Source organism: Streptococcus sp. CF7_Ac1-8 (assembly GCF_024295435.1).
Lineage (GTDB): Bacteria > Bacillota > Bacilli > Lactobacillales > Streptococcaceae > Streptococcus > Streptococcus mitis_AP.
The window spans coordinates 92536-106103 of the sequence record NZ_JANCPI010000002.1 but is presented as its reverse complement, the minus strand read 5'-3'; the positions used below and the strand labels follow the sequence as shown (position 1 = coordinate 106103).

16 protein-coding genes are annotated in these 13568 nt (G+C 40.9%); all 16 read right to left on the bottom strand.

Annotated features, from left to right (window positions below; translation table 11 throughout):
• Positions 1 to 39: 39 nt before the first annotated feature.
• On the bottom strand, positions 40 to 873 hold the full coding sequence (gene rplB, locus NMM26_RS01590) for a 50S ribosomal protein L2 (protein WP_000512911.1): 834 nt from the start codon (positions 871 to 873) through the stop codon (positions 40 to 42).
• 17 nt (positions 874 to 890) lie between these two features.
• Positions 891 to 1187: a 50S ribosomal protein L23 gene (locus NMM26_RS01585; RefSeq protein WP_001055347.1), complete on the bottom strand. Its 297-nt coding sequence runs from the start codon at positions 1185 to 1187 to the stop codon at positions 891 to 893.
• A complete protein-coding gene (gene rplD, locus NMM26_RS01580) occupies positions 1187 to 1810 on the bottom strand; it encodes a 50S ribosomal protein L4 (RefSeq protein WP_000024549.1) in 624 nt (207 codons plus the stop codon). The genes NMM26_RS01585 and rplD overlap by 1 nt, the downstream gene beginning before the upstream one ends.
• 24 nt (positions 1811 to 1834) lie before the next feature.
• Positions 1835 to 2461, bottom strand: a complete 627-nt coding sequence (gene rplC / locus NMM26_RS01575) for a 50S ribosomal protein L3 (RefSeq protein ID WP_000160197.1) — start codon at positions 2459 to 2461, stop codon at positions 1835 to 1837.
• An 81-nt stretch (positions 2462 to 2542) separates the two neighbouring features.
• Positions 2543 to 2851 (bottom strand): 30S ribosomal protein S10, encoded by a 309-nt coding sequence (gene rpsJ / locus NMM26_RS01570; RefSeq protein ID WP_001284513.1) that lies wholly within the window; start codon positions 2849 to 2851, stop codon positions 2543 to 2545.
• Positions 2852 to 3105: 254 nt separating this feature from the next.
• Positions 3106 to 3702 carry an anaerobic ribonucleoside-triphosphate reductase activating protein gene (nrdG, locus tag NMM26_RS01565; protein ID WP_254753641.1) on the bottom strand — a complete coding sequence of 199 codons (597 nt, stop codon included), beginning with the start codon at positions 3700 to 3702 and terminating at the stop codon, positions 3106 to 3108.
• Between the two features lie 5 nt (positions 3703 to 3707).
• Positions 3708 to 4208 (bottom strand): GNAT family N-acetyltransferase, encoded by a 501-nt coding sequence (locus tag NMM26_RS01560; protein ID WP_143952778.1) that lies wholly within the window; start codon positions 4206 to 4208, stop codon positions 3708 to 3710.
• A 43-nt stretch (positions 4209 to 4251) separates the two neighbouring features.
• Positions 4252 to 4392 (bottom strand): hypothetical protein, encoded by a 141-nt coding sequence (locus NMM26_RS01555; RefSeq protein WP_143952777.1) that lies wholly within the window; start codon positions 4390 to 4392, stop codon positions 4252 to 4254.
• Positions 4393 to 4403: 11 nt separating this feature from the next.
• Complete coding sequence (gene nrdD / locus NMM26_RS01550; RefSeq protein ID WP_185952565.1) at positions 4404 to 6611, bottom strand: anaerobic ribonucleoside-triphosphate reductase; 2208 nt, start codon at positions 6609 to 6611, stop codon at positions 4404 to 4406.
• A 119-nt stretch (positions 6612 to 6730) separates the two neighbouring features.
• On the bottom strand, positions 6731 to 8284 hold the full coding sequence (locus NMM26_RS01545) for a damage-inducible protein CinA (protein WP_254753640.1): 1554 nt from the start codon (positions 8282 to 8284) through the stop codon (positions 6731 to 6733).
• 254 nt (positions 8285 to 8538) lie between these two features.
• Positions 8539 to 10071, bottom strand: a complete 1533-nt coding sequence (cls, locus tag NMM26_RS01540) for a cardiolipin synthase (RefSeq protein ID WP_000877344.1) — start codon at positions 10069 to 10071, stop codon at positions 8539 to 8541.
• Positions 10072 to 10325: 254 nt separating this feature from the next.
• Positions 10326 to 10799 carry an SP_0198 family lipoprotein gene (locus tag NMM26_RS01535; protein ID WP_000769497.1) on the bottom strand — a complete coding sequence of 158 codons (474 nt, stop codon included), beginning with the start codon at positions 10797 to 10799 and terminating at the stop codon, positions 10326 to 10328.
• 86 nt (positions 10800 to 10885) lie between these two features.
• A complete protein-coding gene (locus NMM26_RS01530) occupies positions 10886 to 12136 on the bottom strand; it encodes a folylpolyglutamate synthase/dihydrofolate synthase family protein (protein WP_000464354.1) in 1251 nt (416 codons plus the stop codon).
• Between the two features lie 353 nt (positions 12137 to 12489).
• Positions 12490 to 12795, bottom strand: coding sequence for a DUF1292 domain-containing protein (locus NMM26_RS01525; RefSeq protein WP_000017620.1), 306 nt, complete (start codon positions 12793 to 12795; stop codon positions 12490 to 12492).
• Between the two features lie 15 nt (positions 12796 to 12810).
• Entirely contained in the window at positions 12811 to 13230 is a 420-nt protein-coding gene (ruvX, locus tag NMM26_RS01520) for a Holliday junction resolvase RuvX (RefSeq protein WP_004239076.1), read from the bottom strand.
• Positions 13231 to 13233: 3 nt separating this feature from the next.
• The gene (locus tag NMM26_RS01515; protein WP_000507059.1) at positions 13234 to 13500 is read right to left on the bottom strand and encodes an IreB family regulatory phosphoprotein; all 267 of its coding nucleotides are present in this window, start codon (positions 13498 to 13500) and stop codon (positions 13234 to 13236) included.
• Positions 13501 to 13568: the final 68 nt, after the last annotated feature.

The window sequence follows — 13568 nt, the reverse complement described above, 5'->3', positions numbered from 1 at the left end:
CTGGCGGATTTACTAGTTACTTAAGCGACTAGTTTAATATTATTTCTCGTTGCGACGACGAACGATAAGTTTGTCAGATTTCGCTTTCTTGTTACGAGTTTTAAGACCAAGAGCAGGTTTGCCCCATGGAGTAGATGGTGCTTTACGACCAACTGGTGCTTTACCTTCACCACCACCGTGTGGGTGATCGTTAGGGTTCATTACAGAACCACGAACTGTTGGGCGGATACCTTTCCAACGGCTACGTCCTGCTTTACCAAGGTTTACAAGTCCATGTTGTTCATTTCCGACAACACCAACTGTAGCACGGCAAGTTCCAAGAATCATACGAACTTCACCTGATTGAAGACGAACAAGAACGTATTTACCTTCAGAACCCAATACTTGAGCAGATGCTCCAGCAGCACGTACCAATTCACCACCACGACCTGGTTTCAACTCGATGTTGTGGATCAAAGTACCAACTGGGATGTTAGCAAGTGGAAGAGCATTTCCGACTTTAATATCTGCTTCTGGACCTGAAACGATACGTTGACCTACTTCAAGACCTTTTGGAGCGATGATGTATGCTTTCACACCGTCAGTGTAGTGTACAAGAGCGATGTTTGCAGAACGGTTTGGATCGTACTCGATTGTTTTAACAACTGCTTCAACGTTGTCTTTGTTACGTTTGAAGTCAACCAAACGGTAGAAACGTTTGTGTCCACCACCTTGGTGACGAACTGTGATACGACCGTTGTTGTTACGACCAGCCTTGCTCTTCAATGCAACAAGCAATGATTTTTCAGGAGTGCTTGTTGTGATTTCAGCGAAATCCAAAGAAGTCATATTACGGCGACCGTTTGTTGTTGGTTTATAAACACGAATTCCCACGATATTTCCTCCTTAGATTATTCAGCTTCAGCAGCAAACAACTCGATTGCTTTAGAATCAGCTGTAAGTGTGATGATAGCTTTTTTAGTTTTGTTAGTAAAACCAGTGTAACGTCCAACACGTTTAGCTTTTGGTTTTACGTTGATTGTGTTAACATTAGCAACTTTAACACCTTCGAAAGCAGCTTCAACAGCTTGCTTGATCAAAAGTTTGTGTGCACGAGTGTCAACTTCAAATACATATTTGCCTGCTTCAAGTTGAGCCATTGAGCTTTCAGTGATTACAGGTTTTTTGATAACATCATACAAATTCATTATGCAAGAACCTCCTCGATTTTAGAGATAGCTGCTTGAGTAACAAGAAGTTTGTCACTATTTGCGATGTCAAGAACACTTGCAGTTGTAGCAGTCGCAACTTTCACGTTTGGAAGGTTACGAGCTGAGAGAGCTGCGAATTCGTTTCCTTCTTCAAGAATAACAAGGACTTTAGAATCGATGCTCAAAGCTGCAAGAACTTTTGCAAATTCAGCAGTTTTTGGAGCTGTAAATTCAAGAGAATCAACGGCTACAAATTTATTTTCAGCAACTTTTTCTGAGTAAACAGATTTAAGTGCAAGGCGACGAACTTTTTGAGGAAGTTTGTACGCATAGCTACGTGGAGTTGGTCCGAAGACGATTCCACCACCACGCCATTGTGGAGAGCGGATAGAACCTTGACGAGCACGTCCAGTTCCTTTTTGACGCCATGGTTTGCGTCCGCCACCTGAAACAGCTGAGCGGTTTTTAACTGCGTGAGTTCCTTGACGAAGGCTAGCACGTTGGCTGATGATCACATCAAACACAACAGATTGGTTTGGTTCGATACCAAAGATTGCATCGTTAAGAACAACTTCGCCCGCTTGTTTACCAGTTTGGTCGAATAATGTTACATTTGCCATTTTGACTGTATTCCCCTTTCCTTATTATTTACCAGCTTTAACTGCTGACTTGATAGTGATAAGAGATTTCTTAGCACCTGGTACGTTACCTTTGATAAGGATAACGTTCTTTTCTGGAACAACTTGTACAACTTCAAGATTTTGAATTGTTACGCGGTCGCCACCCATACGTCCTGCAAGGTTTTTACCTTTGAATACGCGGTTAGGTGCAACAGGTCCCATAGAACCTGGACGACGGTGGTAACGAGAACCGTGAGCCATTGGTCCACGTGATTGTCCGTGGCGCTTGATAACACCTTGGAAACCTTTACCTTTAGAAGTACCAGTTACGTCAACAACATCTCCAGCTGCGAATGTTTCAACTGTGATTTCAGCACCAACTTCCAAGCCTTCAACGTTTTTGAATTCACGAATGAAGCGCTTAGGAGCCGTGTTAGCTTTCGCTACATGTCCTTTAGCAGGTTTGTTGCTCAATACTTCGCGTTTGTCATCGAAACCAACTTGGATAGCGTTGTATCCGTCTGTTTCAACAGTTTTAACTTGAAGAACAACGTTTGGAGTTGCTTCAATAACTGTTACAGGGATCAATTCGCCAGCTTCAGTGAAGATTTGAGTCATTCCCACTTTTTTCCCTAAGATTCCTTTTGTCATGAGAAAATAGTTCCTTTTCTATATTTTTATTCAAAAAGTTTTTAACGAGCGTTTTTTATGCTCAAGATATCAAGCTTTAGATTAAAGTTTGATTTCTACGTTTACACCACTTGGAAGATCCAATTTCATCAAAGCATCAACTGTTTTTTGAGTTGGGTTAACGATATCGATCAAACGTTTGTGTGTACGCATTTCAAATTGTTCGCGAGAGTCTTTGTATTTGTGAGTCGCACGAATGATTGTGTAGAGGCTACGTTCAGTTGGAAGTGGGATTGGACCCGCAACTTGTGCACCTGTACGAGTAGCTGATTCTACGATTTTTGCAGCCGCTGTGTCAAGCGTACGGTGTTCGTAAGCTTTCAAACGGATACGGATTTTTTTGTTTGCCATCTTTTTCTCCTTTTCGTCTATTTAAGATAATAGGCTAGCTCCACAAGAAAACCGACGCGCTGTTGCGTGGCAATGCAACCGAGCGTGTCGCAACCTCTTGCATCAAAGCTAAGGCTGTAATTTACAGCACCATAATAGAATAACACAAAGCCCCTGCGATTGCAAGGGATTTGTTGCTGTTTTTTAAAATTTTTAACATGAAAATGTTTTCCTTTTTGACAGGTCATTTATTTAAGTATTTTCATAGAAGAAAGTTACTCTCTCTTCACCTGTTCATAGCTTTCTTTCCCGTCATTGAGTTTATCCCAAATCACTACTTGCCCACTTTTGAGAGATTTTTGCACATCGATGATACGTTGATTGGACGAACCTCGAAACTGGAGCATGAGATTTCTCTTAGTTCGATCGTATCGTCCGTCGACAAGAATGTCAATCAATGATAAGAGTTCCAGTTTATCTGGAGTTTCCAACATCATTTCTTCCCAAGTATATCCCGTCCAGGACCAGATGTCTTTATCTGGCAATTCCTTACGAATGCGTTTAACGAGAGGCAAGAGAATGCCCGTATTGAGAAAAGGTTCCCCTCCCAGCAAGGTCAAGCCTTGAACATAGGGCTGGACAAGGTCTGCCATGATCTGTTCTTCTAATTCTGCTGTATAGGGTATTCCTGCATTGAAAGACCAGGTCGCTACATTATAACAACCCTCGCAGTGGAACATACAGCCTGCGACATAGAGGGAGTTGCGCACGCCTTCTCCATCGACAAAGTTAAAGGCCTTGTAATCAATAATCCGCCCTTTACTAAGCTCCTCGCTTTTCCATTCACCAGGTTTTGGTGTATTCCATGTCATGCTGTCTACTCCAAGTCTATCCAATAGCGCTCCGTTCCGTTTCGAACATCCTCCAACTCCCCACCATTAGCTAAGATAACAGCTCGGCTTGCTGGATTTTCTGTGCTACAAGTCACTAAAGCTCGTTTAATGTTCTTTTCCTTAGCAACTTGCAAGCCCTGACGGAGAGTTTCCTTAGCATAACCTTTACCTCTTTCTGATGGACGAATGGAGTAGCCAATGTGGCCAGCATATTTCAGTAAATCCTCATTCAGGCTCAATCGCAGATTCAAAAATCCTAGAGCATGACCTACATCATCAAATGATACAAATTGAATAGAAGGAACACGATTTTCATGCAAGTTTATTCCCATTTCTTTTTGCATATTTGTTTCCAACCATTCTTCATACACAAAGTTCTCTGTATCCCAGAAACCACCGTCGTGAGGTGACTGGGACCTTTTAAACTCTGCCATCATCTCTAAAACTGTCTCTTTATCTGCTAATCTTGGTCTGCGTAATTCCATCCTTACCTCCTACTAAGAGAAAAGCGAGAGCTGACTCTCACTTTTATTTTTCCTTGTTCTTGTTTAAAAATTGTTCTCTGAGGTTAAGCAAACGTTCTTTTTTACCAGCTCCACCTTTAGAGTGTTTCTCGTGATAACGGGTTACTTGTGCGCGCCCCTTATCGTCTAATTGATATTTTCCCATTTCATTTCTTTCTAATTTGTTACTTGATGACCAGCCATTTTAATCGTTGAGCCATTCATATGTTTGACACGCGCAGCGATTTCCTTGTGACGGCCGTTGACCATAGGTCTTGCTTGAGGATTGCCTAGATAGCCACAAGTCCGTTTAACAACATCTACTGTTTTAGGGTCACTATTGCCACAGTTTGGACAAGCAAATCCTCTCTCAGTTGGCTCAAAATCCCCCTCAAAGTCACACTTATAGCAACGGTCAATTGGAGTATTGGTCCCAAGATAACCCACGCGGTCATAGGCATAATCCCACACAGCTTCCAAGGCCTTTGGATTTTGCTGGAGAACTGGATACTCACAATAATGGATGAAACCACCCGACGCACCTGCTTCTGGATAGACTTTCTCAAAGTCCAATTTTTCAAACGGTGTTGGATTTTTACGAACATCGTAGTGGAAAGAGTTGGTATAGTATTCCTTATCTGTAATATCAGGAATAGAACCAAACTTGTCTGTATCTAGTCGACAGAAACGGTCTGTCAAACTTTCAGACGGTGTTGAGTAGATAGAGAAATGATAACCGTATTGGTCTGACCACTCTTCTACACGGCGTTTCATATCGCGAATGATATCCAGCGTGAATTCCTTAGCATCTGGATTACTTTCCCAGCTGTTACCAAAGAAAACTGTCGCTACTTCATACAAGCCGATATAGCCCAGCGAAACTGTCGCTCGACGATTCTTAAAGAGCTGGTCAACACTTTCTTCTTTACCTAGACGATGGCCAAAAGCACCGTATTGATAAAGGATAGGAGCATTGGCTGGCGTCGCTTCTTTAGTTCGTTCGACACGGTAAACCAGAGCATCTTCTGCAATGTTCATCCGCTCGTTGAAGATTTCCCAGAACTTATTCATATCACCTTCAGATTCAAGAGCAATACGAGGTAAGTTAACCGTCACAACACCCAGATTCATACGGCCTGAATTGACTTCTACACCATTTTCATCCTTCCATCCTTGAAGGAACGAACGGCAACCCATAGGAACCTTGAAGGAGCCTGTCAAGTCAACAACCTTATCATAAGACAAGACGTCTGGATACATCCGCTTGGTTGCACACTCTAGAGCCAACTGCTTGATGTCGTAGTTTAGAGTTCCTTCCTCTAAATTGAGACCTCGTTTCAGAGTAAAGATGAGTTTAGGGAAGATGGCTGTTCGATGTTCTGAACCAAGGCCCTTGATTCGGATGTTCAAGATAGCTTTTTGAATTTCACGCTCAAAACGATTGGTTCCTAGACCAAAACCTAGCGAAGTGAAAGGTGTTTGTCCATTTGAAGTGAAGAGAGTGTTGATTTCATACTCGAGAGATTGCATGGCATCATAGATATCTTTTTGGGTTTTCTTCCAAGCGTAATCTTCCCGTTTGTCAGGTAAGACCCATTCTTCCGCATCTTTGAGGTGTTTTTGATAATTCTTCTCTGCATAAGGCGCCAAGACTTCATCGATACGGTCAGCTGAACAGCCCCCATACTGGCTAGAAGCAACGTTGGCGATGATTTGGGAAATCTGAGCTGTCGCAGTCTGAATAGACTTGGGACTTTCTACCTCTGCATTTCCAATCTTAAAACCATTTTCCAACATCCCCTTGAAATCAATCAAACAGCAGTTAGTCATAGGTGTATAAGGACTGTAGTCCAAATCGTGATAGTGGATATCCCCTTTTTGGTGGGCATTGGCTACATGCTTAGGCAGCATTTGCAGTCCGATTGATTTCCCAACAATACCTGCTGTCAAATCACGCTGAGTGTTAAAGACATCACTGTCTTTATTAGCATTTTCATTGACAACTGCCTGGTCTTTGTTGAGAAGTTTATGGATGCTAAAGTTGATATCTGTCGCTTTCGAGCGCTCAAAATCCCTCTGTGTCCGATAAGTGATATACTCCTCAGCCAGCGCATATTCTTTGGCTTCAAGGAGTTCATGTTCTACGATATTTTGAATTTCGTAAATCTTAACCCCCTGTGGAAAGCGACTATGAATTTCTGTGACAATTCGCTCAGTTAGAGCATTTAGGCGTTTTTCAACCAAGGGTGTCACATCCATAACCTTGTCAGCCGCCTTGTGGAGAGCCTTATCAATCTTGTCCACATCAAATACAACACGTCTCCCATCTCGTTTTTCAACGAAGAGGGTTGGTAAGGTTGTAATTTTTTCTTCTAGTGCAATCATATACATGCTCTTTTCTAAAATGTTATATCTAAAAAGTATTATATCACTAAAAAAATAAAAATCAATATCTTGTGGTAAAAATCCTAAAATTTTTAAAAATACACAAGATATTGATTTATTTATTTAATTTTATAGACTTTAAACTCTGAGTAATCAGTCTTTACTTGTTGGTAATTTTCTTTCAAGATTGTTTCTACTTCAGACCAGAGAACCACCTTGTCGTTCACCACAATTAACTTAGGTTGGTTTTCTTTCAAGTCATTAATCATGGAAGTTTTATTTTCTTCTGTATTCATATAAAGAAGAGGTGATGGGAGCGTAGACCCAGCCAAACGCTGGCTTTCTTTATACATCTGAACATGAGAATCCCAGATATAGATTTGGTCACCATCACTCGTCTCTTGTTTGACTCTATCTACCACTTGATGTTGTTCTCTATAAGAAGCTGGATGCAAGACAAAACGAGCCACAAAAGGAATAGCAATCAGATAAACCACCACTAGTATCGGTAGGTAGAGATTCCCCTTCATGAATTTTTTCCATAAAGTAGGAACTTCTTCTCTTCTACTACGGCGAGCTCCCCTAGCTGAATGTTTCCCACGAATACTGGTCATCAAAAGAAGGAGTAAAAATGGAATGATTAGAATCAAACGCGAACCGTGAAGAGGTTCTTGAGAAAAAAGCAACAAGGCTAATACAAATAAGAAAGCAAAACTAGCTGGTACTGAAATAACATATAATCTTGATGCCTTTGATTGGAACAAGCCTAGAAAAACAAGGAAGAGAGCTCCTAAACCAAAGGTCAACAAACCATAGAATACAACATTATCCATTAGTTGAGGATTGGTAAAGACCTGAAGGGAATCAATCGGATATAAAAGACTTCCTAGAGCTTCTCCAAAACCACCTGAAGCAAGAACATAATATCCTACTGGGTAAAAGATGAGAGAAAAGCCAAGTGCTGCTGCAAAAAACTGATAAACTCCATGAGCAAGGCGGCCATGCCCAACATTAAAGACAAATAAACCGATCGTTACTACTGCAATAAAGAGAAGACTTGTAAGAGGCTCTATGAAAAATGATAGAGCCAAGAAAATTCCCAGACGTAGAAATCCCTTGTCGTGGTTAGGACTTGATAGATAAGCTGCTATGAATGAAAATCCTGCAAACAGGAATGGCAGAGCTAAAATCGTAGCATATCCTCCCCCAAAACCGAGACCAGATACCAAAATATAAAATATAGTTAGGAGTTGCTTGGCTTGTTCCCTTTGTCCCGTCAGATAGTCAGTTGAAGAAAAGAGGAAGTAACCTCCTCCTAAGAGGGCTAGCCATTCTACCAAGGCAAAAAGGATGCCTCCTTGGGTAATATAAAGTAGCAAGTAATAAATAAGACCGTGACTAGCATAATAGCTACTGTAGAGCTGTCCTCCCTGATGTAAAGCCCACCCTATATACAAATCCTGAGCCTGAGAGGGACTTACCATATCTAAAAGTAAAGGTATCACCACAGAAAAAACCGTTGCAATCGTACTTCCAATGATGAGTCTGAAAAACGGGAAAGCTACCTGTTCTTCTTTTTCTACATGAGATTCAAGGTTCCTATCCAGTCTATTTTCAATTTCATTACTCTGTATCGTTTCGGATACTTCTTCGATTCTGCCATATACAGCCATGTCGTTTCTCCTATTCAATTTATCTGTCTTAGTATATCAAAAAGACCTAAAATTGTCAGCTTGCGATGGCTGTTTGAGTGATTTTTTGCATAGTTTCACAAAGGTTTCAATTTCCCGAAATCGGTGTAAATGCGTCTGTTCAAATGTCGTGATATAGTTCAATTCCTTCTGAGTCAGCATCGTTCCTCCTACATCTTTTTATTCGTAAAAGGTAAGAAAAATAGGACTGGTTTGTGTCCTAAGTCCTATTTTTCTTATAAGATTGGGGCGAATAACTGGGCAATTTCCTTAATCAATTTCTGATACCAGCTATTTTTTATCGTATGAGGGAAAATTTCTTGAGATACTGAAAAAATCTCCTGAAAATCTTTTTGAATCTCTGTGATTGATGCCGTTTTATATAGCAAAACTGCATTTTCATAGTGGTGAAGCAAACTTCTATAATCTAAATTAATGGTTCCAACTGCAGCAAAGTCCTTATCCACTATGATTTGTTTACTGTGGATAAAGCCAGGACTATACTCAAAAATCCTTACTCCTGCTGATAAAAGATCTGGATAGGCTCCTCTTGTTATGAGCTGGATTAATTTTTTATCCGGAATGAAAGGAGTCACGATGCGGACATCAACACCTCTCATGGCCGCGTTTTTAATACTCTCAGTTAAATCATAGTCAATAATCAAATAGGGTGTTGTGATATAGACTGAATCAGTAGCCTGATTAATCAAACTTTGATAAACTTTTTTCCCTACCTGGGTACGGAAGATGGGCTTGGGTCCACTACCGTAAGGAATGCAGAGCCCTTGGCCAGAACAAGGCTGATTTTCCAAGTGATACTGGTCAAAATCGCTGATTTCCCCACGATTGATGTACCAAGTCATTAAAAAGAGACGGGTTAGAGCCTTGACACCAGGACCATCTAAGCGAATCCCACTGTCCTTCCAATAACCAAAGCGTTCTACATGATTGATGTACTCATCGGCTAAGTTAATCCCTCCTGTATAAGCTACCTGACCATCTATGACAAGGATTTTCCGATGGTCCCGATTGTTGTAAGCCACCGTCAAACGAGGAATCACCTTGTTAAATTTATGGGCTTCAATTCCTCGACTACGAAGCTGAATAGTATAATCTCCAGGTAAAGTCGCCATACAGCCGATATCATCATAGAGCATCTTGACCTCTACACCCTGAGCTGCCTTTTGCTCTAGTATATCTAGTATACTATTCCACATCAGACCTTCTTCGACAATATAGTACTCTAGAAAGATAAACTTTTCAGCTTTCTTAAGATCTTCCAACATATATTGCCACATGCTTTCACCCGAAGAAAAGAATTGTGAATCTGTTCGATCATAGACATCGGCATTGCTATCCATACTTAGCAAAGATTTGATAACTCCGTAAGCCGCCTTATCATCTTCCTTCAATTTCTGGCGGAGAGCTTTACTATTATCCTCCCGAAAATGCATGGAACCAAGTCTGTCCAACTGCTTGATTTCTTTTTTGGACAATCGCCTTTCACCAAACATCAGATAGAGCAAGGGGCCAATGACAGGAACAAAAGTTACCACTAACCACATCACTTTACTTTCAGGCGCCATTGAACGATTGACAATTGCGACAATAGTCGCCATACTCATAAAAATTAAGACAATTACCCATAGAATAGGGGCCATGCGCCCTAAATAAAGAAAGAGACCAAAAACAAGACAAAGTTCAAGTAACATAATCGAAAGACTAAAGCCGTACTTAGACATCAATAATTGAAATTTTCTATATTTCATATCCCCTCCTTGATATTTTGATACTCAATGAAAAGCAAAGAGCAAACTAGGAAGCTAGCTGCCGGTTGCGCAAAACACTGTTTTGAGGTTGCAGATGGAAGCTGACGTGGTTTGAAGAGATTTTCGAAGAGTATGAATGCTAAAAACAGGTAATTAATACTAGTATAACGCAGATATTCGGTAGAAGGCAAGTATTTATAATCATTTTTCTGAGTAAAAGCAAAAGAGACTGACAAAACCAGTCTCCTTCTAGTCTATTTTGATAAAACAATGCGATCAGACGCTTCTCTATCCATATCGTCAATAATCATCTGATTTCCATTAATTGTATAAATCTTGGCATCATCCCCAATAATCATACGTTGATTGGCAGCATCGAAGCTAACCTGCTTGATTTCTTGATCTCCGTCAGTTTCTACCTGTGTCCATGTACCAGTTGTTCCAGTTACCACTAAAGTGATACGGGCTCCTTCGTCCTGACCAGTATAAGTTCCATCAATATTAGTTGGTTGAGACTCAGGCGCATTTTGTGAAGAACTTGTCGCTGACTGGTTTGAATTTTCTGCCGAAGATGAAGCAGCAGGTTGTGATTGCTGAGTTTGTTGTGTTTGTTGTGTTTGCGAGTGAGTTGCTGGTTGTTGAACTTGTTGAACTCTTTGTGAACAAGCTACTAAGAGACTAAGACTTGCTAGAAAAACAAGAGAAAGTGTGAATCTTTTTAATTTCATGATGAATTTCCTTTCTGCTACCAATTTACAGAAGTTTTTCCTTCTAACTAGTAGTTTCCCTAGTATAACAAGTTCAAAAAAGGAGGTCAATTTATCTGCTCATGCCCCAGTAGATAGCCCCGTACTTCTGAGATAAAATAGAGAGACCCTGTAACGAACAACAAATCCTGCGCGTCGACTCTTTCTTCAAAACTGCTGATAAATTCGCGATAAGAAGGAACTATAGCGTAACCTGTTACATCTGTTTCATCCAAAGAACCTTGATAGTCAAAACCTGTCACCTTGAGTTCCACCTGAGGCAATTTTTGAGTCAGATAAGCCAACATCCCTTGATAATCCTTCCGTTTCAAGGCTCCAAATAGGATTTGAGGACGATATCCTTCCTGCTCTTTTTCTTTAATAAATTCAACCAAGCGAGTCAAGGCAGGGAGGTTATGAGCACCGTCCAAATAAATCTGAGGGCGAATACGCTCTAAACGCCCAGCCCAATGGGTCTTCTCCAAAGCCTGTCTTACAACCTGCTCATCAACAACTTCCTTTCCTTCCCTCATAAAGAGAAGAAACGTTTGCAACGCCAAGGCCGCATTTTCCTGCTGATAAGCTCCTTCTAAACCTATTTTCAACTGTGAAAGGTTAGCCAAAGAGCTTGAAAAATCCCCATTCAGCATTGAAAAATCCTGACCTGCCTGATAAAGATCAACAACTAAAGAGTCTGCTTTTTTCTGACAGACAAGTCTAGCTTCTGAAGGCAACTTAGCAATCACTGCCTTTTTACCAGCCTTAAAAATACCAGCTTTCTGCTCTGCAATTGCTGCTATACCGTCACCCAGAGTCTCCTGATGGTCAAGTCCGATAGAGGTGATGACAGCAAGCTCTCCAGTTACCACATTGGTCGTGTCAAGTAAGCCACCAATTCCCACTTCTAGTAGAACTAAATCCACCTCTTGCTCTCTAAAATAAAGAAAAGCAATCAAGGTCAGCAATTCAAAAAAGGACAACTGATCATGGGTTTGCAGAAGCATTTTCTCCATCTCCTTGACCTGATTAGCCAAACGGATGAAGTCTGCATCAGCTATTGGTTGCCCGTTAATGCAGATTCGGTCATTGATGGAGATGATATGAGGGGAGGTAAAGGTCGCAACTTTTTTGCCATGCCCCATAAATAACTCCCTCATAAAAGCAATGGTAGAACCTTTCCCATTAGTCCCAGTGACGTGGATAATAGGGTAAGACTTCTCGGGATTTCCTAACAAATCCACCGCTTGTTGCATTCGGCTCAAACCTGATCGAAAATTCAAACCAATCCGACTATGGAGCCATTCTTCTACTTCAAACATATACATCTCCTTGACAAAAGTCTAATCAATTATCTAGCAAAATTCCGTAGATAACAAAAATGAGGTCAGGATTTTCGTCCCGACCTCTTACCTGGTTAGCTAATCACTAGCAACTATGGATATTAACGTGGGGTAAAATTCTCCCCAAATATTTCAACTCTTCTAATTTCTAGGAGTTGGGCTGATACAGTCTCCCAGACTTACTTACGGTCTTTATTTTTAGCGTCAGGGTAAAAATGTTCACTGAACACACCAGTTCTCTCTTATTTTAAGGAACTGGGCTAAAAACATCCACTGGATGTGCCTGCGTTTCTAATTTCTAGCGCAGGGCTAAACACGTCCACTGGACGTGTTTACTCCTCCATAAAGCTGTTGAAGACTTCTTCAATCATGTTCCATTCGTCTTCTGAGTCTTCTGGGATTGGTTGCAATTCGCCTTCTGTTCCATCTTCGTTTTCGATGAATGAGTAAGCTTGGATTTCAACTTGTCCGTCTTCGTCTTCTTCTGCGTTAACTGGTACTAGAAGAACATAGTTTTTACCAAATTCTTCTTTTCCGTCAATCGTCAAAAGGATTTCAAACAAGGTTTCATTTCCTTGCTCATCTACTAGTGTAATTAATTCACGTTCTTCGTGGTCGTGGTTATGATCGTGTGACATAGCCTCTCCTTTGTATTAAAATTTTCTATCTAAATAATTTTGTAAAATCAGCTGAGCTGCTAACTTATCAATGACTTTCTTGCGCTTATTGCGACTAATATCTGCTTGTTCAATCAACATGCGCTCTGCGGCAACTGTTGTCAAGCGTTCATCTTGATAGTCTACTGGTAAACCAAAAAGCTCTTCTAGCTTTGCTCCGTAGGCTTGACTAGCTTCCACGCGCGGTCCGCTTGTATTGTTCATGTTTTTAGGCAAGCCCACTACAAATCGTTCCACCTTGTAAGTATCAACCAACTCCTTAACGCGGTCAAAACCAAATTGACCTTGCTCCTCATTGATTTGGATGATTTCAAGTCCTTGAGCTGTAAAACCAAGCGGATCGCTAATGGCTACCCCTACCGTTTTTGAACCGACGTCCAATCCCATAATTCTCATAGGTTATAGATCGACTCCTTGTCCTTTAAGGTAGTAGCGGACCAATTCTTCAACGATTTCATCGCGCTCATACTTACGGATTTGATTTCGTGCATTATTATAACGAGGAACGTAGGCAGGGTCTCCACTCAATACGTAACCTACGATTTGGTTAATCGGGTTATAACCCTTATCGTTCAACGAAGCATAAACATCAGTCAGAGTTTCGCTAATTTCTTTTTTATTGGAATCGTCCAATTTAAAACGTACTGTTTCTTCAGTAAATCCCATTCTAACACCCTCTTTCCTTAGAATAGTACCATTATAGCATAATTCCTTACGTTCTACAATTCAGGTAG